Annotated in this window: 20 protein-coding genes; 18 read left to right on the top strand and 2 right to left on the bottom strand. The window is 37.9% G+C overall.

The window, feature by feature from the left end; all coding sequences use genetic code 11:
* Positions 1-31 precede the first annotated feature (31 nt).
* From CH364_RS07055 to CH364_RS07085, 7 genes are read left to right on the top strand one after another with little or no spacing between them, the layout of a single operon-like run.
* Entirely contained in the window at positions 32-649 is a 618-nt protein-coding gene (locus CH364_RS07055) for a MotA/TolQ/ExbB proton channel family protein (protein ID WP_100742847.1), read from the top strand.
* Between the two features lie 6 nt (positions 650-655).
* A complete protein-coding gene (locus CH364_RS07060) occupies positions 656-1,087 on the top strand; it encodes an ExbD/TolR family protein (RefSeq protein ID WP_004788434.1) in 432 nt (143 codons plus the stop codon).
* A 4-nt stretch (positions 1,088-1,091) separates the two neighbouring features.
* The gene (locus CH364_RS07065; protein WP_100742848.1) at positions 1,092-3,968 is read left to right on the top strand and encodes a BamA/OMP85 family outer membrane protein; all 2,877 of its coding nucleotides are present in this window, start codon (positions 1,092-1,094) and stop codon (positions 3,966-3,968) included.
* Positions 3,969-6,152 carry an ATP-dependent helicase gene (locus CH364_RS07070; RefSeq protein WP_100742849.1) on the top strand — a complete coding sequence of 728 codons (2,184 nt, stop codon included), beginning with the start codon at positions 3,969-3,971 and terminating at the stop codon, positions 6,150-6,152. It begins immediately after the preceding gene.
* Positions 6,153-6,170: 18 nt separating this feature from the next.
* On the top strand, positions 6,171-6,599 hold the full coding sequence (locus tag CH364_RS07075) for an LIC11625 family surface-exposed protein (RefSeq protein ID WP_100742850.1): 429 nt from the start codon (positions 6,171-6,173) through the stop codon (positions 6,597-6,599).
* Positions 6,600-6,616: 17 nt separating this feature from the next.
* A complete protein-coding gene (locus CH364_RS07080; protein WP_100742851.1) occupies positions 6,617-7,486 on the top strand; it encodes a 3'(2'),5'-bisphosphate nucleotidase CysQ in 870 nt (289 codons plus the stop codon).
* Positions 7,480-8,619, top strand: coding sequence for a glycosyltransferase family 4 protein (locus tag CH364_RS07085; protein WP_100742852.1), 1,140 nt, complete (start codon positions 7,480-7,482; stop codon positions 8,617-8,619). The genes CH364_RS07080 and CH364_RS07085 overlap by 7 nt, the downstream gene beginning before the upstream one ends.
* On the opposite strand, the gene CH364_RS07090 is transcribed toward CH364_RS07085, so the two are convergent.
* Positions 8,602-8,910, bottom strand: coding sequence for a hypothetical protein (locus CH364_RS07090; RefSeq protein ID WP_100743458.1), 309 nt, complete (start codon positions 8,908-8,910; stop codon positions 8,602-8,604). The genes CH364_RS07085 and CH364_RS07090 overlap by 18 nt on opposite strands.
* A 92-nt stretch (positions 8,911-9,002) precedes the next feature.
* Here CH364_RS07090 and CH364_RS07095 point away from each other — a divergent pair, with 92 nt between their 5' ends.
* From CH364_RS07095 to CH364_RS07105, 3 genes are all read left to right on the top strand, one after another.
* A complete protein-coding gene (locus CH364_RS07095; protein WP_100743457.1) occupies positions 9,003-9,521 on the top strand; it encodes a TlpA family protein disulfide reductase in 519 nt (172 codons plus the stop codon).
* 135 nt (positions 9,522-9,656) lie between these two features.
* Positions 9,657-11,591 carry an AMP-dependent synthetase/ligase gene (locus CH364_RS07100; protein ID WP_100742853.1) on the top strand — a complete coding sequence of 645 codons (1,935 nt, stop codon included), beginning with the start codon at positions 9,657-9,659 and terminating at the stop codon, positions 11,589-11,591.
* A 78-nt stretch (positions 11,592-11,669) separates the two neighbouring features.
* On the top strand, positions 11,670-12,341 hold the full coding sequence (locus tag CH364_RS07105) for an LIC11631 family protein (protein ID WP_100742854.1): 672 nt from the start codon (positions 11,670-11,672) through the stop codon (positions 12,339-12,341).
* On the opposite strand, the gene CH364_RS07110 is transcribed toward CH364_RS07105, so the two are convergent.
* On the bottom strand, positions 12,325-12,876 hold the full coding sequence (locus CH364_RS07110) for an LON peptidase substrate-binding domain-containing protein (RefSeq protein WP_243401278.1): 552 nt from the start codon (positions 12,874-12,876) through the stop codon (positions 12,325-12,327). The two genes, CH364_RS07105 and CH364_RS07110, sit on opposite strands and share 17 nt — an antisense overlap.
* Positions 12,877-12,987: 111 nt before the next feature.
* Here CH364_RS07110 and rfaE1 point away from each other — a divergent pair, with 111 nt between their 5' ends.
* From rfaE1 to rpoN, 8 genes are all read left to right on the top strand, one after another.
* Positions 12,988-14,007 carry a D-glycero-beta-D-manno-heptose-7-phosphate kinase gene (gene rfaE1, locus CH364_RS07115; protein ID WP_423790163.1) on the top strand — a complete coding sequence of 340 codons (1,020 nt, stop codon included), beginning with the start codon at positions 12,988-12,990 and terminating at the stop codon, positions 14,005-14,007.
* Positions 14,004-14,492, top strand: coding sequence for a D-glycero-beta-D-manno-heptose 1-phosphate adenylyltransferase (gene rfaE2, locus CH364_RS07120; protein ID WP_100742857.1), 489 nt, complete (start codon positions 14,004-14,006; stop codon positions 14,490-14,492). The genes rfaE1 and rfaE2 overlap by 4 nt, the downstream gene beginning before the upstream one ends.
* Positions 14,493-14,555: 63 nt before the next feature.
* Positions 14,556-16,178: a CTP synthase gene (locus tag CH364_RS07125; protein ID WP_100742858.1), complete on the top strand. Its 1,623-nt coding sequence runs from the start codon at positions 14,556-14,558 to the stop codon at positions 16,176-16,178.
* Between the two features lies 1 nt (position 16,179).
* Positions 16,180-17,025, top strand: a complete 846-nt coding sequence (gene kdsA, locus CH364_RS07130; RefSeq protein ID WP_100742859.1) for a 3-deoxy-8-phosphooctulonate synthase — start codon at positions 16,180-16,182, stop codon at positions 17,023-17,025.
* A gap of 10 nt (positions 17,026-17,035) precedes the next feature.
* Positions 17,036-17,581, top strand: a complete 546-nt coding sequence (gene lptC / locus CH364_RS07135; protein ID WP_100742860.1) for an LPS export ABC transporter periplasmic protein LptC — start codon at positions 17,036-17,038, stop codon at positions 17,579-17,581.
* Positions 17,578-18,915: a hypothetical protein gene (locus CH364_RS07140; RefSeq protein ID WP_100742861.1), complete on the top strand. Its 1,338-nt coding sequence runs from the start codon at positions 17,578-17,580 to the stop codon at positions 18,913-18,915. Before lptC ends, CH364_RS07140 begins: the two co-directional genes overlap by 4 nt.
* A gap of 49 nt (positions 18,916-18,964) precedes the next feature.
* A complete protein-coding gene (gene lptB / locus CH364_RS07145; protein WP_035983849.1) occupies positions 18,965-19,672 on the top strand; it encodes an LPS export ABC transporter ATP-binding protein in 708 nt (235 codons plus the stop codon).
* On the top strand, positions 19,673-21,094 hold the full coding sequence (gene rpoN / locus CH364_RS07150; RefSeq protein WP_100742862.1) for an RNA polymerase factor sigma-54: 1,422 nt from the start codon (positions 19,673-19,675) through the stop codon (positions 21,092-21,094).
* Positions 21,095-21,097 lie beyond the last annotated feature (3 nt).

The raw sequence follows: 21,097 nt of genomic DNA on the forward strand, positions 1-21,097 counted from the left end.
CTATTCGTAATCCTTCAATGGGGTCTCATTCATGTTTTTTCCTTTCGCTAAATCAGATTCAATCATTTCCTCGGTTCCACCGCAAACCATTCCAATATTAATCATCTTTGTTTCTATTGTTGGTTTTACCATCATCGTGGAACGACTTGTTTATTATTGGAAATTAAAGGCCATCCCTCAAGACCATTTCCGTCGAGTTCGTGAATTAGCTCGGGAACAAAAATGGGATGAAGCTAAGGATGTTTTAGGCCAAGACATTCAATCACCTGCAGCCGTCCTTCTTCGAATGGCGTTTGATCTCAAACGTAGAGGAGTTCAGTTCTGGGAAGAGGACATCCGCCAAGAAGGTTTCCGACAAATATATTTGATGGAACGTTATTTAACCGGTCTTGGAACCATTGCCACCATCGCTCCGTTACTCGGGGTACTTGGGACGGTCATCGGGATTGTTCGGTCCTTTGCAGAAGGGGCAGGAACCCAAGGTGCTGAAGTTGGTATTTCAGAAGCCCTTATTACAACTGCAATGGGACTTGGAATTGCAATTCCTGCTTACATTTTTTATAATCTTTTCTCCCGAATGAAAGAGGAAAGAATTACAGAAATGGAAAACGTAACTGATTTGGTGTTACCCCACCTAAACAAACGATAAACCTAAATGAAATTTCGCAAAACGCAAAAATCATTTAATAACATTGAACTTGCACCTCTCATCGATGTTATTTCCTTTATAGTGATTTACTTTTTGATGAATGCAACTTTAGAAAAAAACACTGCGTTGAAAGTGGAATTGCCTCGGTCATCCAGTGTTGCTAAAGAAAAACAAAAAGATGAACTTGTTATCACTGTAGACAAACAGGGAAAAATTTATTTGGATCAAAATTCCGAACCAGTTCCTCTCGAAGGACTTACTGAAAAAATAAACGGATTCCTTGGTCCTGAAAAAGAAAGAGACCCTAAAAAAAATAAAGTCATTATTCGTGGAGATGGTGGTGCGTCTTACCAAGTTGTAGTTAAGGTAATCGATGCAGTGAATGCTGCAGGTGTTAGTCGCTTTAACCTAGCTATGGTGAAAGGCACATCTAAGTGATTCTTTGAATATTCAAAAAAAAATTAAGTTTTTTAGTCTTTTTGTCTTATCTCTCCTTTTACTAGTTTCGGCAGAGTGGGTTTCCCTTTGGTCGAACAAATCTGTATTTATAGATAAAGTCATTACTAAAGTTGAATTTAAGGGGAATATCAATACTTCCTCTGATGATATTTTGGAACTAATGGACATGCGTCCAGGGATGCAATTATCACAAGGAATTTTGAATGCAGATATGCGTGCCCTTTTTGTTTCAGGGTTCTTTTATCATATCGATATTCAGGGAGAAGCCGACGGGGAAGGAGTCAAAATCCTAGTAGTCGTAAAAGAACGGCCTCGAGTGAAAGACATTGATTTTATTGGGGCAGATGAAGTATTCCCCTCTGATTTACGTGATAAAATCCCACTGAAAGAAAACGAAGTGATCACTCCCAAGAAAGTGACTCTTTCTAAAGAAGTAATTCTGAAGAAATACCGAGATGAAGGTTTCTTTTTAGCATATGTACGTTTTGAGACGGAACCTGTGAATCTTGAAACGAACACGGTGAAAGTGAAGTTTATTATTGATGAAGGTGAAGAAATTCCCGTCAGTAAAATTAACATTTTTGGAAATAGCGAAATAGATACCTATGATATCCAAGGAATCATGGATTTAAAAGAAAGTGGAATTATTGAATCAGGTGTATTTAAAGAATCCGCTTTTGAATCAGATAAACAGAAAATTTCTGCTTACCTTAAATCGAGAGGTTATGTCGATGCGGAGCTCAGTAACGAAGGAACCAACTGGGAAATTCGCTGGGAGAATCCTCAGAAAAAGGACAAACGTGTTGTCATAGTCAATTTTAAAATCGTAGAAGGCGAACAATACTTCTATAATGGATATTCCACAAGCCATGATATGACCATTGCTCCCAATGGAATGCCACAATTTTTAAACAAAGAAAATAACCCAATAGGGACGCCAAAGGAAGAATGGTCACCGGTTTATCCAGTAAAATTTTTGGAAGACCAATTTGAATTTGCTCCTGCAGATGTGGGAGAAGTTTTTGATGAAACAAAATTTCAAAAAGATAGAGCTTCGATTAACGAAGCTTATTCGGCAAAAGGGTATTTATTCGCACAGGTAATCCCTCGCAGAAAGGTCATTGAATTAAGTGATGGATATTTAGCGCGTTATGAAAACTGCGATAAACGTGGAAGTTCAGATGCAACTTCTGATTGTAATGAAGAATACAACCGGCTAAATGTTGCAAAGTTAAGAAAGATATATGAAGATGAGCCAAAATTAAGAGGTAAAAAATTCATCCATGTTGATTTTACCATTCGTGAAAACAACTTAGCTTTTATTGAAAACATCATTATCAAAGGAAATAAAAAGACACAAGATCGAGTGGTTCGTAGAGAACTTCTTTTTAAACCTGGCGATCTTTTTAATTCCACACTTGTAAACAGGTCTCGGGAAAGGATCTTTAACTTAGGTTATTTTAAAGAAGTAAACTTTAATATGAGACCTGGTTCCGATGAAACTAAAATGAACCTCATCATTGAACTTGTGGAACAACCTACAGGAACAGTGTCGATGGGGGGTGGTTATGGAACCATTACTGGATTTTCCATCTTTACTCAGTTAGGTGAGAATAACCTGAACGGATCTGGACAACAAATTACAGGTCGTGTGGAATTTGGACCGATACGCCGTTATTTACAAATATCTTGGACAGAACCTTGGTTTATGGACAAACCTTGGTCATTAACTCTTTCTGCTTTTTATTCTTCCCGAACTTTGTATGTTGGTGCTACCTCAATTACAGAAAACAACAACCAAGGGATTAAGGAAGTAGCGTCTTATGAACGTTCGGGTGTGGGTGTGAGTGCGGGACTTGGACATAGATTCTTAATCAACTGGACTCACTTCCATCGTTATTCTCCTTCCTTTTTTGCATCTACGAGACCAACTTCGCTTGTTTCTGACCAAGTCTTAGCAGAGGTAGACCGCGGCTGGCAATTTCGTTCCCAGTTAACTAACGGTATTGCTTATGATAGCCGGGATAACGTGTTTAATTCCACACAAGGATTTAACTTAATCTTTTCCGTGGACAACGTAGGTCAGTTCCTTGGTGGCGAAAGTCATTTCGATCAGTTTAGTCCTATTTTGGAATACTACCATACTTGGTTTGATTATACTTTTTTTGGTCTCATTCGCAAAAACGCACTTAGGCGATGGCGGGTGGTTCAACAGTTCAGAACCTCTTCTGTATTTACTTTTGAAAGAACTCCGAAGTATAAAAATCAAGATAAAGAACGAATTCCTTACATTCAAGTACAGGACAGGTTATTTCTTGGAGGATATGAATCTCTTCGTGGATGGTTTTTTGACGATAAATACTATCCTGATGAATGGAAAGATGGGGCATCCAGTCGGGTTCTTTTTACTTCTGAAATGCGGTTTCCTATCGAACCGTCGTTACTCTGGTTTGTTATCTTCTTCGATGCTGGTGCAATGTATGAACAAATCAACCGTGCAGTAGGTGAAAGAAAAGAATTCTTCAAAAACTATGATTCATTAGTTCAAGCACAACGCACAAAAGAACCTGTTGAAACTTACTTATACGAAAATTATAATTCATACGGACAAAAACTTCCTGATTCACCTCTTGTTGTGAATGATCCAGGAAATTTAGTTCTTTCTAGTAAAAATCTTTCTATGTCAAACTTCCGTTTTTCTTGGGGTTTTGGATTAAGGATCCAAATTCCTGTATTACCACTTCGTTTGTATTTTGCGCAAAGGATTCGTTATACGGGAGTGGAAGACAGACCATTTGGTCTTTATCCAGATAATAACAGCTTTCAATTTGTTTTTGGAATTGGAGATATGCGATTCTAGGTGGAGTTAGTTGGGTTAAATTCTGAACAAAAAAAAGCGGTTGAATCGGTAGAAGGACCGCTTCTCATTTTAGCTGGTGCAGGTTCAGGTAAAACTAGGGTGATCACCTATAGAATTGCCAATCTTATTCTCAATCATAAAGTTTATCCGAATCAAATCCTTGCCGTTACGTTTACGAACAAAGCTGCAGAAGAAATGCGCAGTCGTTGCCGGAGTTTGTTGCCAGAAGGGAACGGAGAGCCGTTGGTTCGCACCTTCCATTCCCTTTGTTTGTATTTACTTCGAAGGGAAGGTAAGGCTTTAGGAATCGGAAATAACTTTACCGTTTATGACAGCGATATGCAGGAATCGCTGATCAAAGAAATTTTAAAGTCCAAAGATATGGATACAAAAGAGTTTCGCCCTTCGAGCCTTGCCAATATTTTTTCTTCAACAAAAGATTCCTTTATGACTGCCGAGGAATATGCAAAAAAGAAAGCAGATGATTCTTATACAAAAACTATTGCTTCCGTTTTTATAGAATATGAAAAACGAAAAGACTTACGAAATGCTTTAGATTTTGGTGATTTGATTTTAAAAACAGTCATTTTATTTCGCGATTTCCCAGTCATTTTGGAAAAATACCAAAGGCTTTGGAAATACATCATGGTAGATGAATACCAAGATACAAATAAAATCCAATACCATTTGGTGCAGTCGCTTTCTTCCTTTCATAAGAATCTTTGTGTTGTCGGGGACGATGACCAATCAATTTATTCCTGGCGCGGAGCAGATATTTCGAATATTCTAAACTTCAAAAAGGATTATCCGGATGCAGTTGTTGTTAAGCTAGAGGAAAATTATCGTTCCACAAAAACAATTATTGAAACCGCTGCTGCGTTAATTGCTAACAATAAACAAAGAACAAATAAAACCCTCAGAACAGAAAATCCTTTGGGGGATAAAATTAAACTCACTTCCTACCAGAATGAGATCGAAGAAGCGGAAGGAATTGTTCAGAAAATTCAAGCGGGAGTTAGGCGAGGACAAAAGTATTCCAATTTTGCTGTTTTTTATCGAACCAATTCACAATCTAGATACTTTGAAGAGGCATTACGAAAAAAAGCAATTCCATATAAAATCTTTGGTGGGTTCCGATTTTTTGATAGAAAGGAAGTAAAAGATTTAATTGCCTATCTTTCGGTAGTTGTGAACCCCGTGGACTCCACCTCTCTACTTCGCATCATCAATTCACCTCCACGTGGAATCGGTGATACTACAGTAAACCGATTGTTATCCTATTCTGTGAGCGAAGGTCTTTCTTTATTCGAATGTTTAGGAAAATCTGTTCCAGAAATCAAAAAAGGAACTTTGCAAAAGTTATCTTCCTTATATAGAATGTTTGATTCTTCGATGGAGGATCTTGGAAAAAAAACTCCATCGGAAATTGCTTATGATGTTTTAGAACATTCTGGTTACCGTGAATTTTTAGAGAATGAAGGAACTGAGGATTCATTTTCTAGATTATCAAACTTAAATGAATTTGTGAATGCTCTAAAAGAATTTGAGGATAACAATCCTGAAGCAACACTTGAAGAGTACCTTGGAAATATATCTTTGATTACTAGTGAAGACAATACAAAAGATTTACCTGACTATGTAATTCTTATGACCGTCCATAATGCCAAGGGATTAGAATTTCATCATGTTTTTATGGCAGGAATGGAAGAGGGTACATTCCCTCATTTTTTATCCATAGACTCAGTCGATGGTTTAGAGGAAGAGAGAAGACTTGCCTATGTTGCGATCACAAGAGCCAGGAAACATTTAGAAATCAGTTTTTCCAGGTTCACCCGTAAGTTTGGAGAAGTGGAAGCAAGACTCCCTTCCCAATTTTTGGAAGAACTACCGAGTGAATTTGTCGAAGGTGAATTTACTGAAAATCGTTATGGAGTCCGCAGGCCAGAATTTACGCCAAGAGCAGAAAGATTTCATAAGGTTGAGGAAAAATTTGAAACTGTACTTGCGAAAGCAGGTGATGGTGATTTTCAAGTGGGAACCAAGGTCCGGCATAAAGTTTACGGGGATGGCCGTATTTTATCCATCTCTGGATCAGGGGACAACCGTAAGGTCGAAGTGAGATTCGGCTCTCATTTGGATAAAAAATTCTTATTGGCATACACACCATTAGAGATAATTTCATGAACTAGAAGAGGAACGGCTATGAGAAGATTTTGGATTTTAGGTATAATTGTATTGTTTCCGGTAACGTTTATTTATGGACAACAAAACTCCGGTTTGGCGGAAGAGTTTACTAAACTAGAAGACTATCTTCGAAATCCAAAACTTACTGATGAGCAGAAAAAAAAGAATTTTGAAGCCAATATGGTTAGTTCGGTTCGAAGTACCCTTTCTAAACGTCTCACAAATCCCAAAAAAGATTTAAAAGACCTAAAATTCCAGGACTTACAAACAGAACGTCCAGAAGGAACAAATACTTTTTTTGTTAAGTATAAAAACTATTATTTTCAATACCAATTTCCTGTAGATCCAGAGACCTATGTTACTTCTCCATCAGAAGAAATTGTATTAGAGAAACCAGAAGGTTTGGATTTAGGTTCAAACGCTCATAAAGAAGAAAAAAAGAATTAATTATTCATCAGGGCGGAATGGAAGAAAAAGATTTTAGGGAAGTTTGGCAGTGGGTATTATCAGTTGGAGATTCCATATTAGCCATTTACAAATCAGACTTTCAAATTCGCGACAAAGGTGGCAATGATCCTGTCACGGAAGCTGATCTATTTGCGAGTGAATTTCTTTTTGAAAAAATCTCCGCACGTTTTCCAAACCACGGTTTTTTATCGGAAGAGAAAACAGATACAAACAGGCGTTTGGATAAAGAATGGGTTTGGATTTTAGATCCCATTGACGGAACTCGAGAATTTGTTAAAAAAAATGACCAGTTTGCGTTGAGTTTGGGGCTTGTTCGAAATGGTGAAGCAGTTTGGGGAGTGGTTTTTAATCCTGCGACTGGAGAATTTTTTTCCAAAATTAGAAATACTTTTTTTGCTAAATTGCAACCTCCCTTTGCTACAGAGGAGAATTTTAGAACTTTAGTTGTTGAAAGTAGTTCCGTATTGCATCCGTTAGAGGAATCAAAACCAGTTACCAATAAACCAGTTTTACTTGTTTCTCTGTCTGAGATGAAAGAAGGATTGTTTGCCGATTCATTTTGGCAGGAAGATTTTGAAATTCGTTCTATGGGTAGTATTGCTTACAAGTTAGGACTACTATCTGCAGGATTTATTGACCTAATTGTTTCCTTAAAACCCAAAAACGAATGGGATATTTGTGGTGGAATTGCCCTCTTGGATGAGGAGAATTTTACTTGTTTTCCTTTAAAAGACAAAGGTTATCTTTTTAACCAATCCAATACCTTATCGTATGGGTTGGTTGCTGGAAAAAAAACAGCCATACATTATTTAGAATCCAAAATAGATATGCACCAATTATCGCTCAAGGTAAAGGAACGATGGTAAGAACCAAACGAATTGGCCTTGATGCGAGGCCTCTTTCTACTCGGATTTCAGGAGTCGGACGACTCATTGCGGAAACTTTAAAGGCCTTCCCGCATAAAGAAGAGTATGACTTCTTTTTGTTTTCACATTTACCAATTCATGAGGATCATAAAGCAGTTTTGGGTTTGCCTAATGTAACTTGGGTTAGGGGCGGTGGATTTTTAAAATGGAAAGGTGGTTTGTATTATAATCTATACATACCGTATTATTTGTTGAAACATAGATTAGATCTTTTTTGGGGATCACAGCAAGTATTACCACCGTTTTTGCCAAGTTATTTAAGAGCTGTTCTCACTTATTGTGATTTGGTATTGTATTTGTATCCTGAAACTATGCGTTGGATTGCGAAAATCCAGCAGAGACTTTTTCAGCGATACTCTGTTAGACGATCAAGTTTTATACTCTCCATTTCGAAACAAACAAGTGATGATATGTGTCTTAAATTTGGTTATCCTGTGGAACAAACAGGGGTTTCCTACCCAGGTGTGAATCCAATGGATATGACAAAACATTTAGATACAAAAGTTTCCAATCGAATTAAGGATTTGGGGACAGATTTTTTATTATCAGTATCCACAATTGAACCAAGAAAAAACTATCCATTTTTACTTGAGGTCTTTCGGGAATATCGTAAAGCAGATCCTCATCACTACCGACCTTGGGTGATTGTTGGCAAAATCGGTTGGGAATCACCAGAATTTATAGAAGAGTTATTACAAGAGCGAAGTTTGTATAAAGACATTCATATTTTGGATTCTGTTTCTGATTCTGAATTGCAACATCTCTACAAAAGAGCAGGTTTGTTTACCTTTGCGAGTAAGTATGAAGGATTTGGAATACCTATGGTGGAAGCTATTTTTCATGGATTAAATTGTGTGGTTTCTGATATTCCTACTTTTCACGAAATTGGAAAGAATGGGGTCACATACCTTCCTTACCAAACTAGGGAAGATGCAAAACTATGGGCTGAAGTGATCAAAAAGTTTTATGAAAACCCTACACCACTTGAAGTATCCATTTCTGAATTTACTTGGGAAAATGCAGCTAAGATCACAGAAGAAGTTTTTAGAAAGGTTTTAGAGGAAGGAGAATAGACCCTTTTTCTTTGTAACCACTCCGGAATAAAGAATTTTTGATTTGTCTGATTTAGGAAGGACATGCAAATGAAACCTGTCTTTTGTCATGGCTTGGATTTCACATTCCCAATCTTCATCTTTTGCGGTAAGTTTGACTCGATCACAGAGGACTTCCGATGGAAGAAACCAAACAAAAGAATAATCTTTTTTCCCGCGTTTAAAATAAGATTTGGTTTCTTTAGAATTTGACTTCCAGATAACGGTTGTTTCATCCCCGGTTTCGTATGGTTGAACCGTCGAGGGAATCATAGAAATTCCTTTTCCAGTCCAGTTTCCCTTTACGTATTCGTTCCATTCGTCTAAGTTGGAAAAGTAATTATAAATTAATGAATTCAAATAGGATGACCAAAACTTTGCGACACGCTAAATCCAGTTTTTATCTGATCTTTCTCCTTTCTCTCCTTTTTTGTAAACCCCAAGGTGAACCTGACGATTTTTATCCAGAACCCCTGGCCACTGTGAACGGCACCTCGGAAAAGATGGAAACTTTTAAGGGAAAGGTCCTTGTTTTGGATTTTTGGGCCACCTGGTGTGAACCTTGTGCGAAAGCAGTACCCACCATCAACAAGTGGAAGTCTTCAGTTTCGGAAAAGGATTTTGTATTTCGAGGAGTTAACACCGATACATCGGAACCCATTGAAAAAATCAAAAAAGATATGGAACGATTGAAGATGAGTTACCCCACCTTACTGGATAAAGACTGGAAATTAACAGATTTTTATCATGTCGAAGGAATTCCTTGCCTCCTTGTCTTTGACAGGAGCGGAAAGATTGTGTATCGGCAATATGGACTGATTGAATCTGACCTTTCGGGGCTTGTCATTCGTTCTCATGTATGGGCTGCGTCCGATCTGCCATAATTGTGCAATGCGAAACAACAATTTGATTTTCCCTTGATTTCAATGACAAGATTGAAAATGTCTTGACTCATGTTCGTTAAAAAAGTCCCTTAAAGATACCTTTTTACGTTTTCTTTAGAGAAAGGAGTCAGAATAATGCCAGCCAATTTGCCCGAACTCTTCCAGCAGAGTGCTGAAAAATTTGGGAACCGCCCCGCGTTCGTCAGTAAAGACGAATCTAAGTCCTATCAACCTGTCACTTTTAAAGAAGTATATGATCTTGGTATCAACTTAGCAGAAGCTCTCATTGATTTGGGTGTAACTGCAAAAGAAAATGTCGCCTTGCTAGCCGATAACCGATTGGAATGGATTGTTTCCGATTATGGAATCCTCATGGCCGGTGCAGCAGATGTTCCTCGTGGAACCGACATTACTGATTCAGAAATTGCTTATATTCTAAACCATTGTGAAGCAAAAGTGATTTTTCTTGAGAACGATAAAATGCTCGAGAAATTTCAAAAGAACCGCTCTCAATTAGAATTTGCTAAAACTCTCATTGTTATGGATAAAAAATCCACTGCAACTGGTGTATTAAAGCTTTATGATCTAATTGAAAAGGGAAAAGAACTCCGCGCCAAAGGTTCTAAAAAAGCAGAAGAGCGGATGAAAGCAATCGCTCCTGATGACCTCTTTACAATCATTTATACTTCTGGAACAACAGGGATGCCAAAAGGTGTTATGCTGAAACATAGCAACATGATCCACCAAACATCTGTCATTTTAGGAAGTATGATCGAAATCAAACAAGATGAAAGGATGTTGTCTATCCTACCTGTTTGGCACGTATTTGAACGAGTTTTTGAATATTTAGCGATTGCTGCAGGTTGTGCGACATACTATACCAACGTTCGTGATTTGCGAGATGACATGAAAAAGGCAAAACCTACTTTTATGGCTTCTGCTCCAAGACTTTGGGAAAGTATCTACAACGGAATTTATACAAGAATCAATGATCCAAAACAAACTCCAGCTCTACGCCGTGGTTTGTTCAATATGGCTTATTTTTTCTCCAAACACTTCAATGCTGCCACAAGGTTTTTAAAAGGAAACCAAGTGGATTACGTGGGAAGAAATCCTATTGTTTCTTTATTCAAAGGTTTTTACTACTTGGTACTGGCCATTGTTTTGGCGATTCCTTACTTCCTTTTGGATTTGGTTGTACTTTCCAAAATTAGAGAAGCTACTGGTGGGGAACTAAAAGCTTCCGTATCCGGTGGTGGAGCCCTCCAAAGACATGTGGATGCTTTCTTCAATGACATTGGAATCAATGTACTCGAAGGGTATGGAATGACAGAAACTTCTCCAGTGATTTCGGTTCGAACTTTTAAAAAGTTGGTCCAAGGTTCTGTTGGGGTCATCACTCCTGAGACATCAGTGCAAATCCGAGATGATTTGGGAAAAGTCCTTACGCATGTGGATGCCAACCAAAAACTCATTTCTGGAAAATACGGAGCTCGTGGGGTCATCCATATCCGTGGACCACAGGTGATGAAAGGGTATTATAAAAACCCAGAAACTACAGCGAAAGTTTTGAAAGATGGTTGGATGGATACGGGAGATATTGGAATGTTCAATTTCAAAAAGACCCTAACCATCACAGGTCGTGCCAAAGATACGGTAGTTCTCCTTGGTGGGGAAAACGTAGAACCTGTACCCATTGAAGACAAACTCACTGAATCTCCTTTCATTGCGCAAGTGATGGTGATTGGACAAGACCAAAAGAACTTAGGTGCGCTTGTTGTTCCTGATTTTGATAAATTGACAGAGTGGGCTAAAGAAAATGGAATTTCAGAGACTGACAAACAGAAACTCATTGAAAATCCAAAGGTTCTTGATTTCTACAAAAAAGAAATCAAAGCTCTGAACAATACCAAAACTGGATTTAAGTCTTTTGAACAAGTAACTCCATTCATTCTCATTACCAAACCTTTTGAAGTCGGTGATGAATTGACAAATCTTTTCAAAATGAAGCGCCACTTAATCACGGAAAAATACAAAGACAAAATTACTGCTTTGTATGCTGCTGATTAAGTAAATTTAATTCCTAACCGCCTGGTTCTCAGGCGGTTTTTACTCTTCTCTTTTTCTCCAACCGTCGATATTCTAATTGTGAATCGATCGGACGGATCTTTAGTTTCCTCATCTACAGGCGTTTTTTACCCCTACCAACACCAGGACTTTTATGCGATGGATTCCTTGTTTTTATCTTCGTTGAAACAAGAAGAAGTTTGGGACTTCCAATCTGTGACCCAAGTTCACTTGGGATTTTTAGGATTTCTAACTTTAAGAAGTTTTTTACGGGAGAGTTTGTCTTTACCCAAACTTCAAGTGAAAGGACTCTCCAAACACTGGAAAACGTATTTAGCCAAGGTGAATTTTTTGGGCAAAGGGGTTCCTTGGGAATCTCAGGAGTTTATCCCCAATTTAGTTTCAGATTCTCTCATCCCAGCGCTTTCATTTGGTGGAAAAGGGCATTGGTCCAGTGAATTTCATTGGGAAAAACAGGACAAAGATACAACTTCAGTTTTCTTTTCCGCTACCAACAAACAAAGCGAAGGTGATATTGCTATTAGTGATTTGATGAAAGATTTTTTGCAATATTCACAAACCGATCACTACTTGGAACGTGCATACATTCGTAAAGAAAACTCTAGTTATTTATACTTAAATGCAAAAGAAACAAACCCAAGAGTGTTCTTTCGAGAAAATCCAACAGATCTACCTGAGTTTTTATTTTTGGTGGCAGAATTAAAAACTAAACCATCTACTCACTCAAATTAAGACCAAGTAAAACCGTCTTTAAAAGATCAGCTTTGGTCTCTAAATGAGTGGTTTCCAATATGGTTTGTTTAGTTTTAAAATCAAAGTAGATGAGTGAGGCTATAAAATCTACCGGATAAGGATGAACCAAAATTTGATTCATTTTTAAAATTAAATCTTCCTCCGCACCTTCGGCAAGTAAGATTCGTTTGGTGAGAATAAGTAACTCTTCAATTTTTTCTTTTAAAGTTTCCGAAACATTTTTATTTCTTTGGTGTTCCCGGCGAACAATTTGTGCGATATAAAATGGTTCTGTGGAATCCAAACTTACAATTTCAGCAGTTCCAATTCCTTCTAAAATGATATTGGATCTTCCATCTGGTAAGGATTCTTTTTGGATGATATGACCATATCCGACAACTTCTGGGATGGGAGGAAATCCTGCACCAACCCAATTTTTTGGGTAAGGCGCCATTCCCATTTCTCCCCCGTTTTCCATACAAAAATCGAGCATCATCCGGTATCTGGGTTCAAAGATATGGAGAGGTAAAAACATTCCCGGAAACAGAAATACATCTGGTAAGGGAAAGAGAGGTAAGGGGAAGGTTGACACAGAGAAAGGTTTTAGATTCTCTGTTTAGTTGTAAACCAATTCAAGGATCTGGCTTTGTTGAAAATTAAGAAAACTTCACTTCGTAAATCTTTTGAGGATTTAGGCAAAATCAAAGTGCTTGTGATTGGAGATTTGATTCTAGATGAATATTTGATTGGTTCAGTGGAACGAATTTCCCCGGAAGCTCCTGTACCTGTGGTTTGGGTCCGAAACGAAAAACAATCCTTAGGTGGATCGGGCAACGTAGTTCAGAATTTATCTTCTATCGGAGTCTCTGGGGTTGTTTTTGGAAGGATTGGTGAGGACAAAGCTGGAGATTCTTTAGAAAGTCTTCTACTCAAAAATTCGGTTTCTAAGGAAGACTTGGTTTTATTAAAATCCAAAACCCTTCCTACCATTTTAAAAACTAGGATCATTGCCACACACCAACAAATTTGTCGGGTAGACCGTGAGGAAGTGGTTCCTCTGACCAAAGAAGAAGAAAGTTCCGTGCTCAAACAATTGGAACTTAAATTAAATGAATGTTCCGCAGTCATTTTATCAGATTATGACAAAGGGTATCTCACACCTTCTCTCATTCAGTCCGTCATTGCCCTTTGTAATCGTGAAAATAAAATTGTGACGGTAGACCCACAGGTCAGCCACTTTTTCTTATACAAAAACATCCATATTATGACTCCCAACCATCATGAAGCTGGAAAGGCATTAGGTAAAAAACTTCTGAGTGATTTTGAAATTGAATCAGCTTGTCGGGAAATCTCAGAAAAACTCACACCCGATGCCATGATGATCACTCGTGGGGAAAAAGGAATGTCCATTTATGAAAGAAAATCAGATTCATTTTATCATATCCCAACAGTTGCCAAAGAAGTATTTGATGTGACGGGTGCGGGTGACACTGTGATTACCACATACACTGCTTTTGTGGCAACGGGGATGACCATAGCCGATGCCGCTCTTATCTCTAATGTGAGTGCTGGGATCGTCGTTGGAAAGTTAGGTGCTGCTACTGTCACACAAACGGAAATTGAAGAGGCCCTGCAATCTCTCGGTTATTTGGATGGGAGCCTATGAGTTTTTACGATCAAATCCATTCCAAAATCATTCCTTTGGATCAAATTGAATCCAAAAGAAAGTCACTCGAAGGAAAACGAATTGTATTTACCAATGGATGTTTTGATATTTTGCACCCGGGCCATGTGAGTTACTTAGCGCAGGCTCGTGATTTAGGAGATTTACTTTGGATTGGGGTCAATGAGGATGCAAGTGTTAGGCGACTAAAAGGTGAGACTCGACCCATCAATTCTTGTGAAGACCGAATGACCGTCCTTGCCGGTCTTTCTTCTGTGGACTTTGTTTCCTCATTTGCTGAAGATACCCCGCTTGAAATTTTGAAAAAAGTAAAACCTTCGGTCCATTCCAAAGGGGGAGACTACCAAGTGGAAACCCTGCCGGAATACCAAATTTTAAAAGAGATGGGAGCGGATATTCAAATTTTACCTTTTGTTCAAGGAAAATCCACAACGAAGATTTTAGAAAAAGCCAAATCTCCTTCCTAAACGTATTGATTTTGGACCCAAATCCCACCACTCTGTAAAAAACATTCTTTTTTGAGGTCCATTTTGTCCAAGACCAGATATATTTTTATTACCGGTGGCGTTTCCTCTTCTTTAGGAAAAGGGGTTACCGTTGCAGCTCTCGGTTGTTTGTTAGAAGCCAGGGGTTATACCGTCTCTTTACAAAAAATGGATCCCTATATCAACATTGACCCAGGTACGATGAGTCCGTACCAACATGGGGAAGTATATGTAACCGAAGACGGTGCAGAAACAGATTTAGATTTAGGATATTACGAAAGATTTACAAAATCCAAATTTTCTAGAAAAAATTCCGTGTCCACGGGCCAAATTTACCATGCGGTCATAGAAAGAGAAAGAAAAGGCGATTATTTAGGAAGAACCGTACAAGTTGTACCGCATATCACCAATGAAATTCGAAATAGAATTTATAACCTAACACGCGATCAGGAGACAGATTTTGTAATTGTGGAAATTGGTGGAACCGTGGGTGACATTGAGTCCGTTCCTTTTCTAGAAGCCATCAGGCAAATGCGATACGAACATGGAGCAAACCAAGTATTGTTTTTGCACCTTACTCTTGTCCCAACCATTACTGCTGCTGGGGAAGCAAAAACAAAACCAACACAACATTCGGTAAAAGAACTCCTTGCGTTAGGTATCCAACCAGACATTTTAATTTGTCGAATCAACAAACCAATGTCAAAGGAGATGAAAAATAAAATTTCTCTTTTTTGTAACGTTAAAGAACAAAATGTAATCTCTGCTGTTGATATCACAACTTCTATCTATGAAATTCCTTTAATGTATAGGGAAGACAAATTGGATGAAGTGGTCTTGAATGCTCTCGGAATGGATCTTCGTAAACTGAATTTTTCCCAATGGGAAAATATGGTAAAACGGATTCGTAATACTAAAAAGACAGTAAAGGTAGCGTTAATTGGAAAGTATATATCCTTACAAGATGCCTATCGTTCCGTTTATGAATCATTGGCGCATGGTGGGATTGCCAATGACGTAGAAGTCAATGTCATCAAAATCAATCCAGAAGATATTGATTCTAAAAACATTAAAGAACATTTAAAAGGTGTACATGGAATTTTAGTTCCAGGTGGATTTGGGGAACGTGGAATTGAAGGCAAAATTGCCGCTATCCAATATGCAAGGACCAAACAAATTCCATTTTTTGGAATTTGCCTTGGGATGCAGTGTGCAGTCATTGAATTTGCAAGAAATGTTCTTGGATATAAAGATGCTAACTCGACAGAGTTTAAACCCAATGTAGAATATCCGGTGATATCTATGATAGAAGAACAAAAAGAAATCGAACGGATGGGTGGAACCATGCGACTTGGTGCTTATCCTTGTATTGTTAAAAAAGGAAGTCTTGCATTTTCAGAATACAAAGCTGAAAGAATTTCCGAACGTCATAGACACAGATTTGAATTCACTTTGAGATATAAAGATGATTTTGAGAAAAAAGGAATGAATCTTACCGGATTTTCACCTGATGGAAGTTTGGCGGAAATTGTAGAAGTGGCGAGTCATCCATGGTTTGTAGGAGTGCAGTTTCATCCTGAATTTCAATCGAAACCGACTGACCCACATCCATTGTTTGCAGGTTTCATACGAGCTGCATCCAAACTAGCTAAAAAAACGGAGGATTAAGATGTACGATTTAATTGAAGAAAGAGAATTTTTCGGTAAAAAAATCGGGGGTCGTAATCCCTTCTTTTTGATTTCCGGTCCTTGTGTGATGGAAAACAAAGAATTACTCGATAGAGTTTGTGGAGAGATGAAAGCTATTTGCGATGATTTAGGGATTGTTTATATCTTTAAATCTTCTTTTGACAAAGCCAATCGTTCTTCGATCAATTCTTACAGAGGACCTGGTTTGGAAGAAGGAAGGAAACTTCTGGATTTTATCAAAAACAAATACAATGTTCCTGTACTCACAGACATCCATGAAACCATCCAAGTCGATCCTTTAAAAGATACTGTTGATATCTTCCAAATTCCCGCATTCCTGAGTCGCCAGACCGATTTGATTGCAAAGGCAGCCGAAACTGGAAAATGGGTGAATGTTAAAAAGGGCCAGTTTATGGCACCGGATGACACCCGTCATATCAAAACAAAAATCCAAGAGTCTGGATCTGAGAAGTATATGGTGACCGAAAGGGGAGCTAGTTTCGGATACGGAAATCTAGTCTTTGATTTACGTGGAATTCCGATGATGCACAAACATGGGATTCCGATTGTATTTGATGCCACTCACTCTGCACAACTCCCTGGTGCTGCGGGAAACATCACTGGTGGGGTTCGCGAATTCATTCCTCATATGGTTCGTGGAGCAGTCTCTGTTGGAGTGGAAGGACTTTTTATGGAAGTCCATCCTGATCCAGAAAAAGCGCTTTCAGATGCCACTACACAGTTTCCTTTAGCCAAAGCAAAAAATCTTTTAACCCAACTTTTGGAACTTGATCGTTTGGTAAAAACCAAATTTTTAGAGGCCTAAAATACCTTTTATGATGCGAAGGTTGAGCTTATTTTTTTATCTACTAGCTATTGTTAGCTGTAAAGATAAGGAATACCTTCGCATTGAAGTAGAAAAAGAATCTGGTTCTATGATTTCTATGAGAAATTTTTCTCGATCCTCATATAAGGAATCTGGAGAACTAGAATGGAAACTAAAAGGTGAAGAATCATATATTTTTCCAAAAGAAAATAAAACCATCATTTACGGTTTTGAATTCAAACAGTATGAAAAGGGAAATGCAACTTCTGCAATGACCGGAAACAGAGGCGAGATCAACCACTCAACAAAAACTGTTCTATTAAGTGGAAAGGTGCGACTTAAAACGAACGATGGAAAGTTCATAGAATCAGAATCCTTAACTTATAATTTAGATGAAAAAACTTTATCGTCTGAAGATGACGTTTTGGTTTACTCCGATGGAACCACCATCCGAGGTAAGGGATTAAGGGCAGACAAAGGATTAAATAAGTTTACGATCATCCAGCCGAAGGCTGTGACTGTGGGCGGTAGTAACCCGCTTAAGGAAAAACAATGAAAAAGATAACTCTGATTTTCAGTTTTTCTTTTTCATTTCTGTCCGCGAATCCATCACCGATACCGGTGTTATACGGTTCTGAGAATTTTCTAAAAAAAGAAGATTCCATTCTTTCACCCGATAAGAAAAAAGAAAAAAAAGATAAGATCCCTGTTATTTGGGGTGGAAGTAGCCTTACTCAAGAAGAAAGGACCATTAATGGAATTCCAATGAAGGTTTTTATTTTAGGTGGTGGCGCTTATATTATGCATAAAACCATCAAATTGAGTGCTCGTGAAATTGAAATCATAGGAGAAGATGCACTCATTGGAAATTTAAAAGGCCAAGTGGTTGTCGAAGATTTCCAAAACGGTGTCACTTTAACAGCTTCCAAGGGAATTTATAATAAAATAGGCGGGACAGTGAGTTTAGAAAATAACCCTGTCCTTCTGCAAAAAAAAGATGGGAAGGTAGTTAGAATCCAGTGCCAATCCATTATTCGATATTTAGAAGAAGCTAAAACAAATTTGGCGGGTAAGGTTGTTGTCACTTCGGACGAATTCCAAGTCTTTGGCGAAGATGCTGTATTTTCCGAAAAAGAAGATCGGATTGATTTGGCTGGAGAACCTTTTTTATTTTCTGAAAATCGATTTTTAATCGGACAAACACTTTCCTATTTTGTAAAAGAAGGAAACATACAATTGGATGGAGATGCGACCATCTACCAAGTTTCTTATGAGAATAAAAAAGACAAAGAAAAAGATACCACGACAAAAGAGCGTGTTGTGACTTTGTTTACAGGAAAAACTCTGAACCATAAAAATAAAGGAAAGGAAACCATGACATCTATGAGTGGGGATGCCTTTATGTATCGTAAGAGTTCTGAGTTTAGAGCCGATCTTTTGGAAAGCCGTCGAAATAATAAAGATATCCGGGCTACCGGAAATGTAAGTTATCTGGATCGGGAAAATGCATACCGAATGGAAGGTGGTTTTCTCTCTTATGATAAAGATAAAGGATATTCGTATTTAACTGAAAACCCCCAAATTCTTTTTTTGGACAAAAAGGAATTGAAAGAACGTGGGAAGTTAACAGCTGTTTTCCTAGAGAGATTTGATGAAAAATTCGAAACTGTTGCCCGTGGTAATGTAGAAGTAGAAACACAAACTGCCACTGCTACCGGTGAATATGCAACTTATTTTGAAAAACGAGATGAATTAGTGTTAGAAGGAAATCCAACACTTGTAAAGGACAACACAAAGGTCTCTGTGGGAAAGATCATTCTTTTCCCTAAATCGGACAAAGCTTATCTGACAGATGGGCTTAAGGTAATACCGAATGGCGAAAAAAAGTAAAATTCAAACACAAAAACAAGAAATGGATCCGGATGTAAAAACATTTCGGATGGAAAATCTTGTTAAGATCTACAATAAACGTAAGGTTGTAGATGGCGTAAGTTTTTATATTAGGAAAGGCGAAATTGTAGGTCTCCTTGGACCCAACGGTGCTGGAAAAACTACTAGTTTCTATATGAGTGTTGGTTTTGTAACCCCAGACGAAGGCCATGTTTTTATAGATAACGAAGATTTAACAAAAGCTCCCATGCATATCAGAGCAAGAATGGGGGTCGGATATTTAGCACAGGAAGCGAGTATTTTTCGTAAACTCACTGTTGCTGAAAACTTAGAAGCCATTTTAGAAACTATGAATCTTCCTGGTGATGAAATCATTCGGCGTAGAGACGAACTTCTTATGGAGTTACAGATCATGCGAGTCGCCAATCAAAAAGGATACACTTTGTCAGGTGGAGAAAGACGTCGTTGTGAAATTGCAAGGGCACTTGTAACAAATCCAGATTTTATTCTTTTGGATGAACCATTTGCAGGTGTGGATCCAATAGCGGTAAAGGACATTCAAAATGTCATTCAATCTTTAAAAGAACGTGGTCTAGGAATTTTGATCACTGACCACAACGTAAGAGAAACATTAAAAATTACAGATCGTGCATACATTATGTATAGCGGTCGAATACTCATATCGGGTACTGCCGATGATTTAATCAGTGATCCAGAAACCAGAAGAATATATTTGGGTGAGGATTTTAAACTATAAATGAAACTCGGGGCTTCACTTTCACAACGCCAAACGCAGAAATTAGTGATGACCCAGGACTTACGTCAGTCCATCGAATTGTTATCTTTGTCTACATTGGAACTTTCAGATAAAATTCAAAATGAACTTTTAGAAAATCCATTATTGGATGAAGTTGGGGTCGATGAAAAAACAAAGATGCCTGAGCTTTTTTCAATCGATGAAGTAAAACGTTTAGAAAAATTAAATCATGAAAAAAGTACAGATGTCAATTGGCAAGATTCTTATTCGTTAGAGGGCCCTCGGTCTTATGACACAGAAGCTAGTGATAGAAACCAAAAATACATTGAGTCTTCCACTCGAGGGGAAACCTTAGAGGAACATTTACTAAATCAACTAAGGCTCATTAAACTAACAAAATTAGAGTTTGAAATTGGTGAAGTTCTCATCAGTATGATCGACGATAAAGGTTTTATTACAGACGATTTATCTGTTGTTTCTAAGGAAATGGGTTATCCAGAATCAAAAGTACGGCGTGTTTTGCAAGTAATCAACGAACTAGATCCTATTGGGATTGGGGCAAAAGATATGCAAGAAACACTTCTCATTCAAGGGAAAATCCTTTTCCCTGATAATACTCTTTTACACCAATTGATTGGGGAATTTTTATCAGACTTGGAAAAAGTAGATTATAAAAAAATTGCCAAAAATTTAAGAATTACTGAAGAAGAAATTCTGACTCTAGCTCGGTTAATCAAAAAATTAGAACCTTACCCTGCTACAACATACCAAGGAAGGAAAATAGACTACGTAGTGGCTGATGTGGTCGTGAAAGCAGTGGGAAACGAATTCAATATATTTATTAATGATGAATGGCTGCCTAAACTTTCAATCCAAGAAGAATACAGAGAACTTTTAAATCATAAACTTCCTCCGAAAGAAAAGGAATATTTTCAGACAAAATATAGTTCTGCCCAGTGGCTGATTCGTTCGATCCAACAAAGAAGACAAACCTTGCAACGTGTTGTGAGTTGCATCATCGATTTTCAGGTAGATTTTTTTAGAGGTGGAATTGGTTTCATAAAACCTCTCACTTTAAAGGAAGTCGCTGAAAAATTAAATTTACATGAATCTACAATTTCTCGCATAACAACAAATAAGTACATACAAACGACTTGGGGAATATTTGAACTCAAATGGTTTTTTTCCTCTGGTGTGAAGTCCTCAGAAGGTGGAAAAGAAAGTTCCAAAAAGATTCATGAGATCATACGTAATTTGGTGAAAGACGAAGATGAAAACAATCCCTTATCAGACCAAGATATCGTAGAGCTAATGGAGAAAAAAGGTATTGAAATTGCTCGTAGAACAGTTGCAAAGTATAGAAAGGTCCTTAGAATCCTACCTTCCAACGAAAGAAAAAGGATCAGTTCTTTAAAGGGGTAATCC

Origin of the sequence: Leptospira harrisiae, assembly GCF_002811945.1 — a bacterium.
Taxonomy (GTDB): domain Bacteria; phylum Spirochaetota; class Leptospiria; order Leptospirales; family Leptospiraceae; genus Leptospira_A; species Leptospira_A harrisiae.

Coding starts and splice junctions, on each gene's coding strand:
- CH364_RS07080 (WP_100742851.1), top strand. CDS start 6,617: ATGGAAGAAAAAGATTTTAGGGAAGTTTGGCAGTGGGTATTATCAGTT.
- rpoN (WP_100742862.1), top strand. CDS start 19,673: ATGAAACTCGGGGCTTCACTTTCACAACGCCAAACGCAGAAATTAGTG.
- CH364_RS07075 (WP_100742850.1), top strand. CDS start 6,171: ATGAGAAGATTTTGGATTTTAGGTATAATTGTATTGTTTCCGGTAACG.
- CH364_RS07140 (WP_100742861.1), top strand. CDS start 17,578: ATGAAAAAGATAACTCTGATTTTCAGTTTTTCTTTTTCATTTCTGTCC.
- CH364_RS07055 (WP_100742847.1), top strand. CDS start 32: ATGTTTTTTCCTTTCGCTAAATCAGATTCAATCATTTCCTCGGTTCCA.
- rfaE2 (WP_100742857.1), top strand. CDS start 14,004: ATGAGTTTTTACGATCAAATCCATTCCAAAATCATTCCTTTGGATCAA.
- lptB (WP_035983849.1), top strand. CDS start 18,965: ATGGAAAATCTTGTTAAGATCTACAATAAACGTAAGGTTGTAGATGGC.
- CH364_RS07060 (WP_004788434.1), top strand. CDS start 656: ATGAAATTTCGCAAAACGCAAAAATCATTTAATAACATTGAACTTGCA.
- CH364_RS07100 (WP_100742853.1), top strand. CDS start 9,657: ATGCCAGCCAATTTGCCCGAACTCTTCCAGCAGAGTGCTGAAAAATTT.
- CH364_RS07110 (WP_243401278.1), bottom strand. CDS start 12,876: ATGTTTTTACCTCTCCATATCTTTGAACCCAGATACCGGATGATGCTC.
- lptC (WP_100742860.1), top strand. CDS start 17,036: ATGATGCGAAGGTTGAGCTTATTTTTTTATCTACTAGCTATTGTTAGC.
- kdsA (WP_100742859.1), top strand. CDS start 16,180: ATGTACGATTTAATTGAAGAAAGAGAATTTTTCGGTAAAAAAATCGGG.
- CH364_RS07085 (WP_100742852.1), top strand. CDS start 7,480: ATGGTAAGAACCAAACGAATTGGCCTTGATGCGAGGCCTCTTTCTACT.
- CH364_RS07090 (WP_100743458.1), bottom strand. CDS start 8,910: ATGATTCCCTCGACGGTTCAACCATACGAAACCGGGGATGAAACAACC.
- CH364_RS07095 (WP_100743457.1), top strand. CDS start 9,003: ATGACCAAAACTTTGCGACACGCTAAATCCAGTTTTTATCTGATCTTT.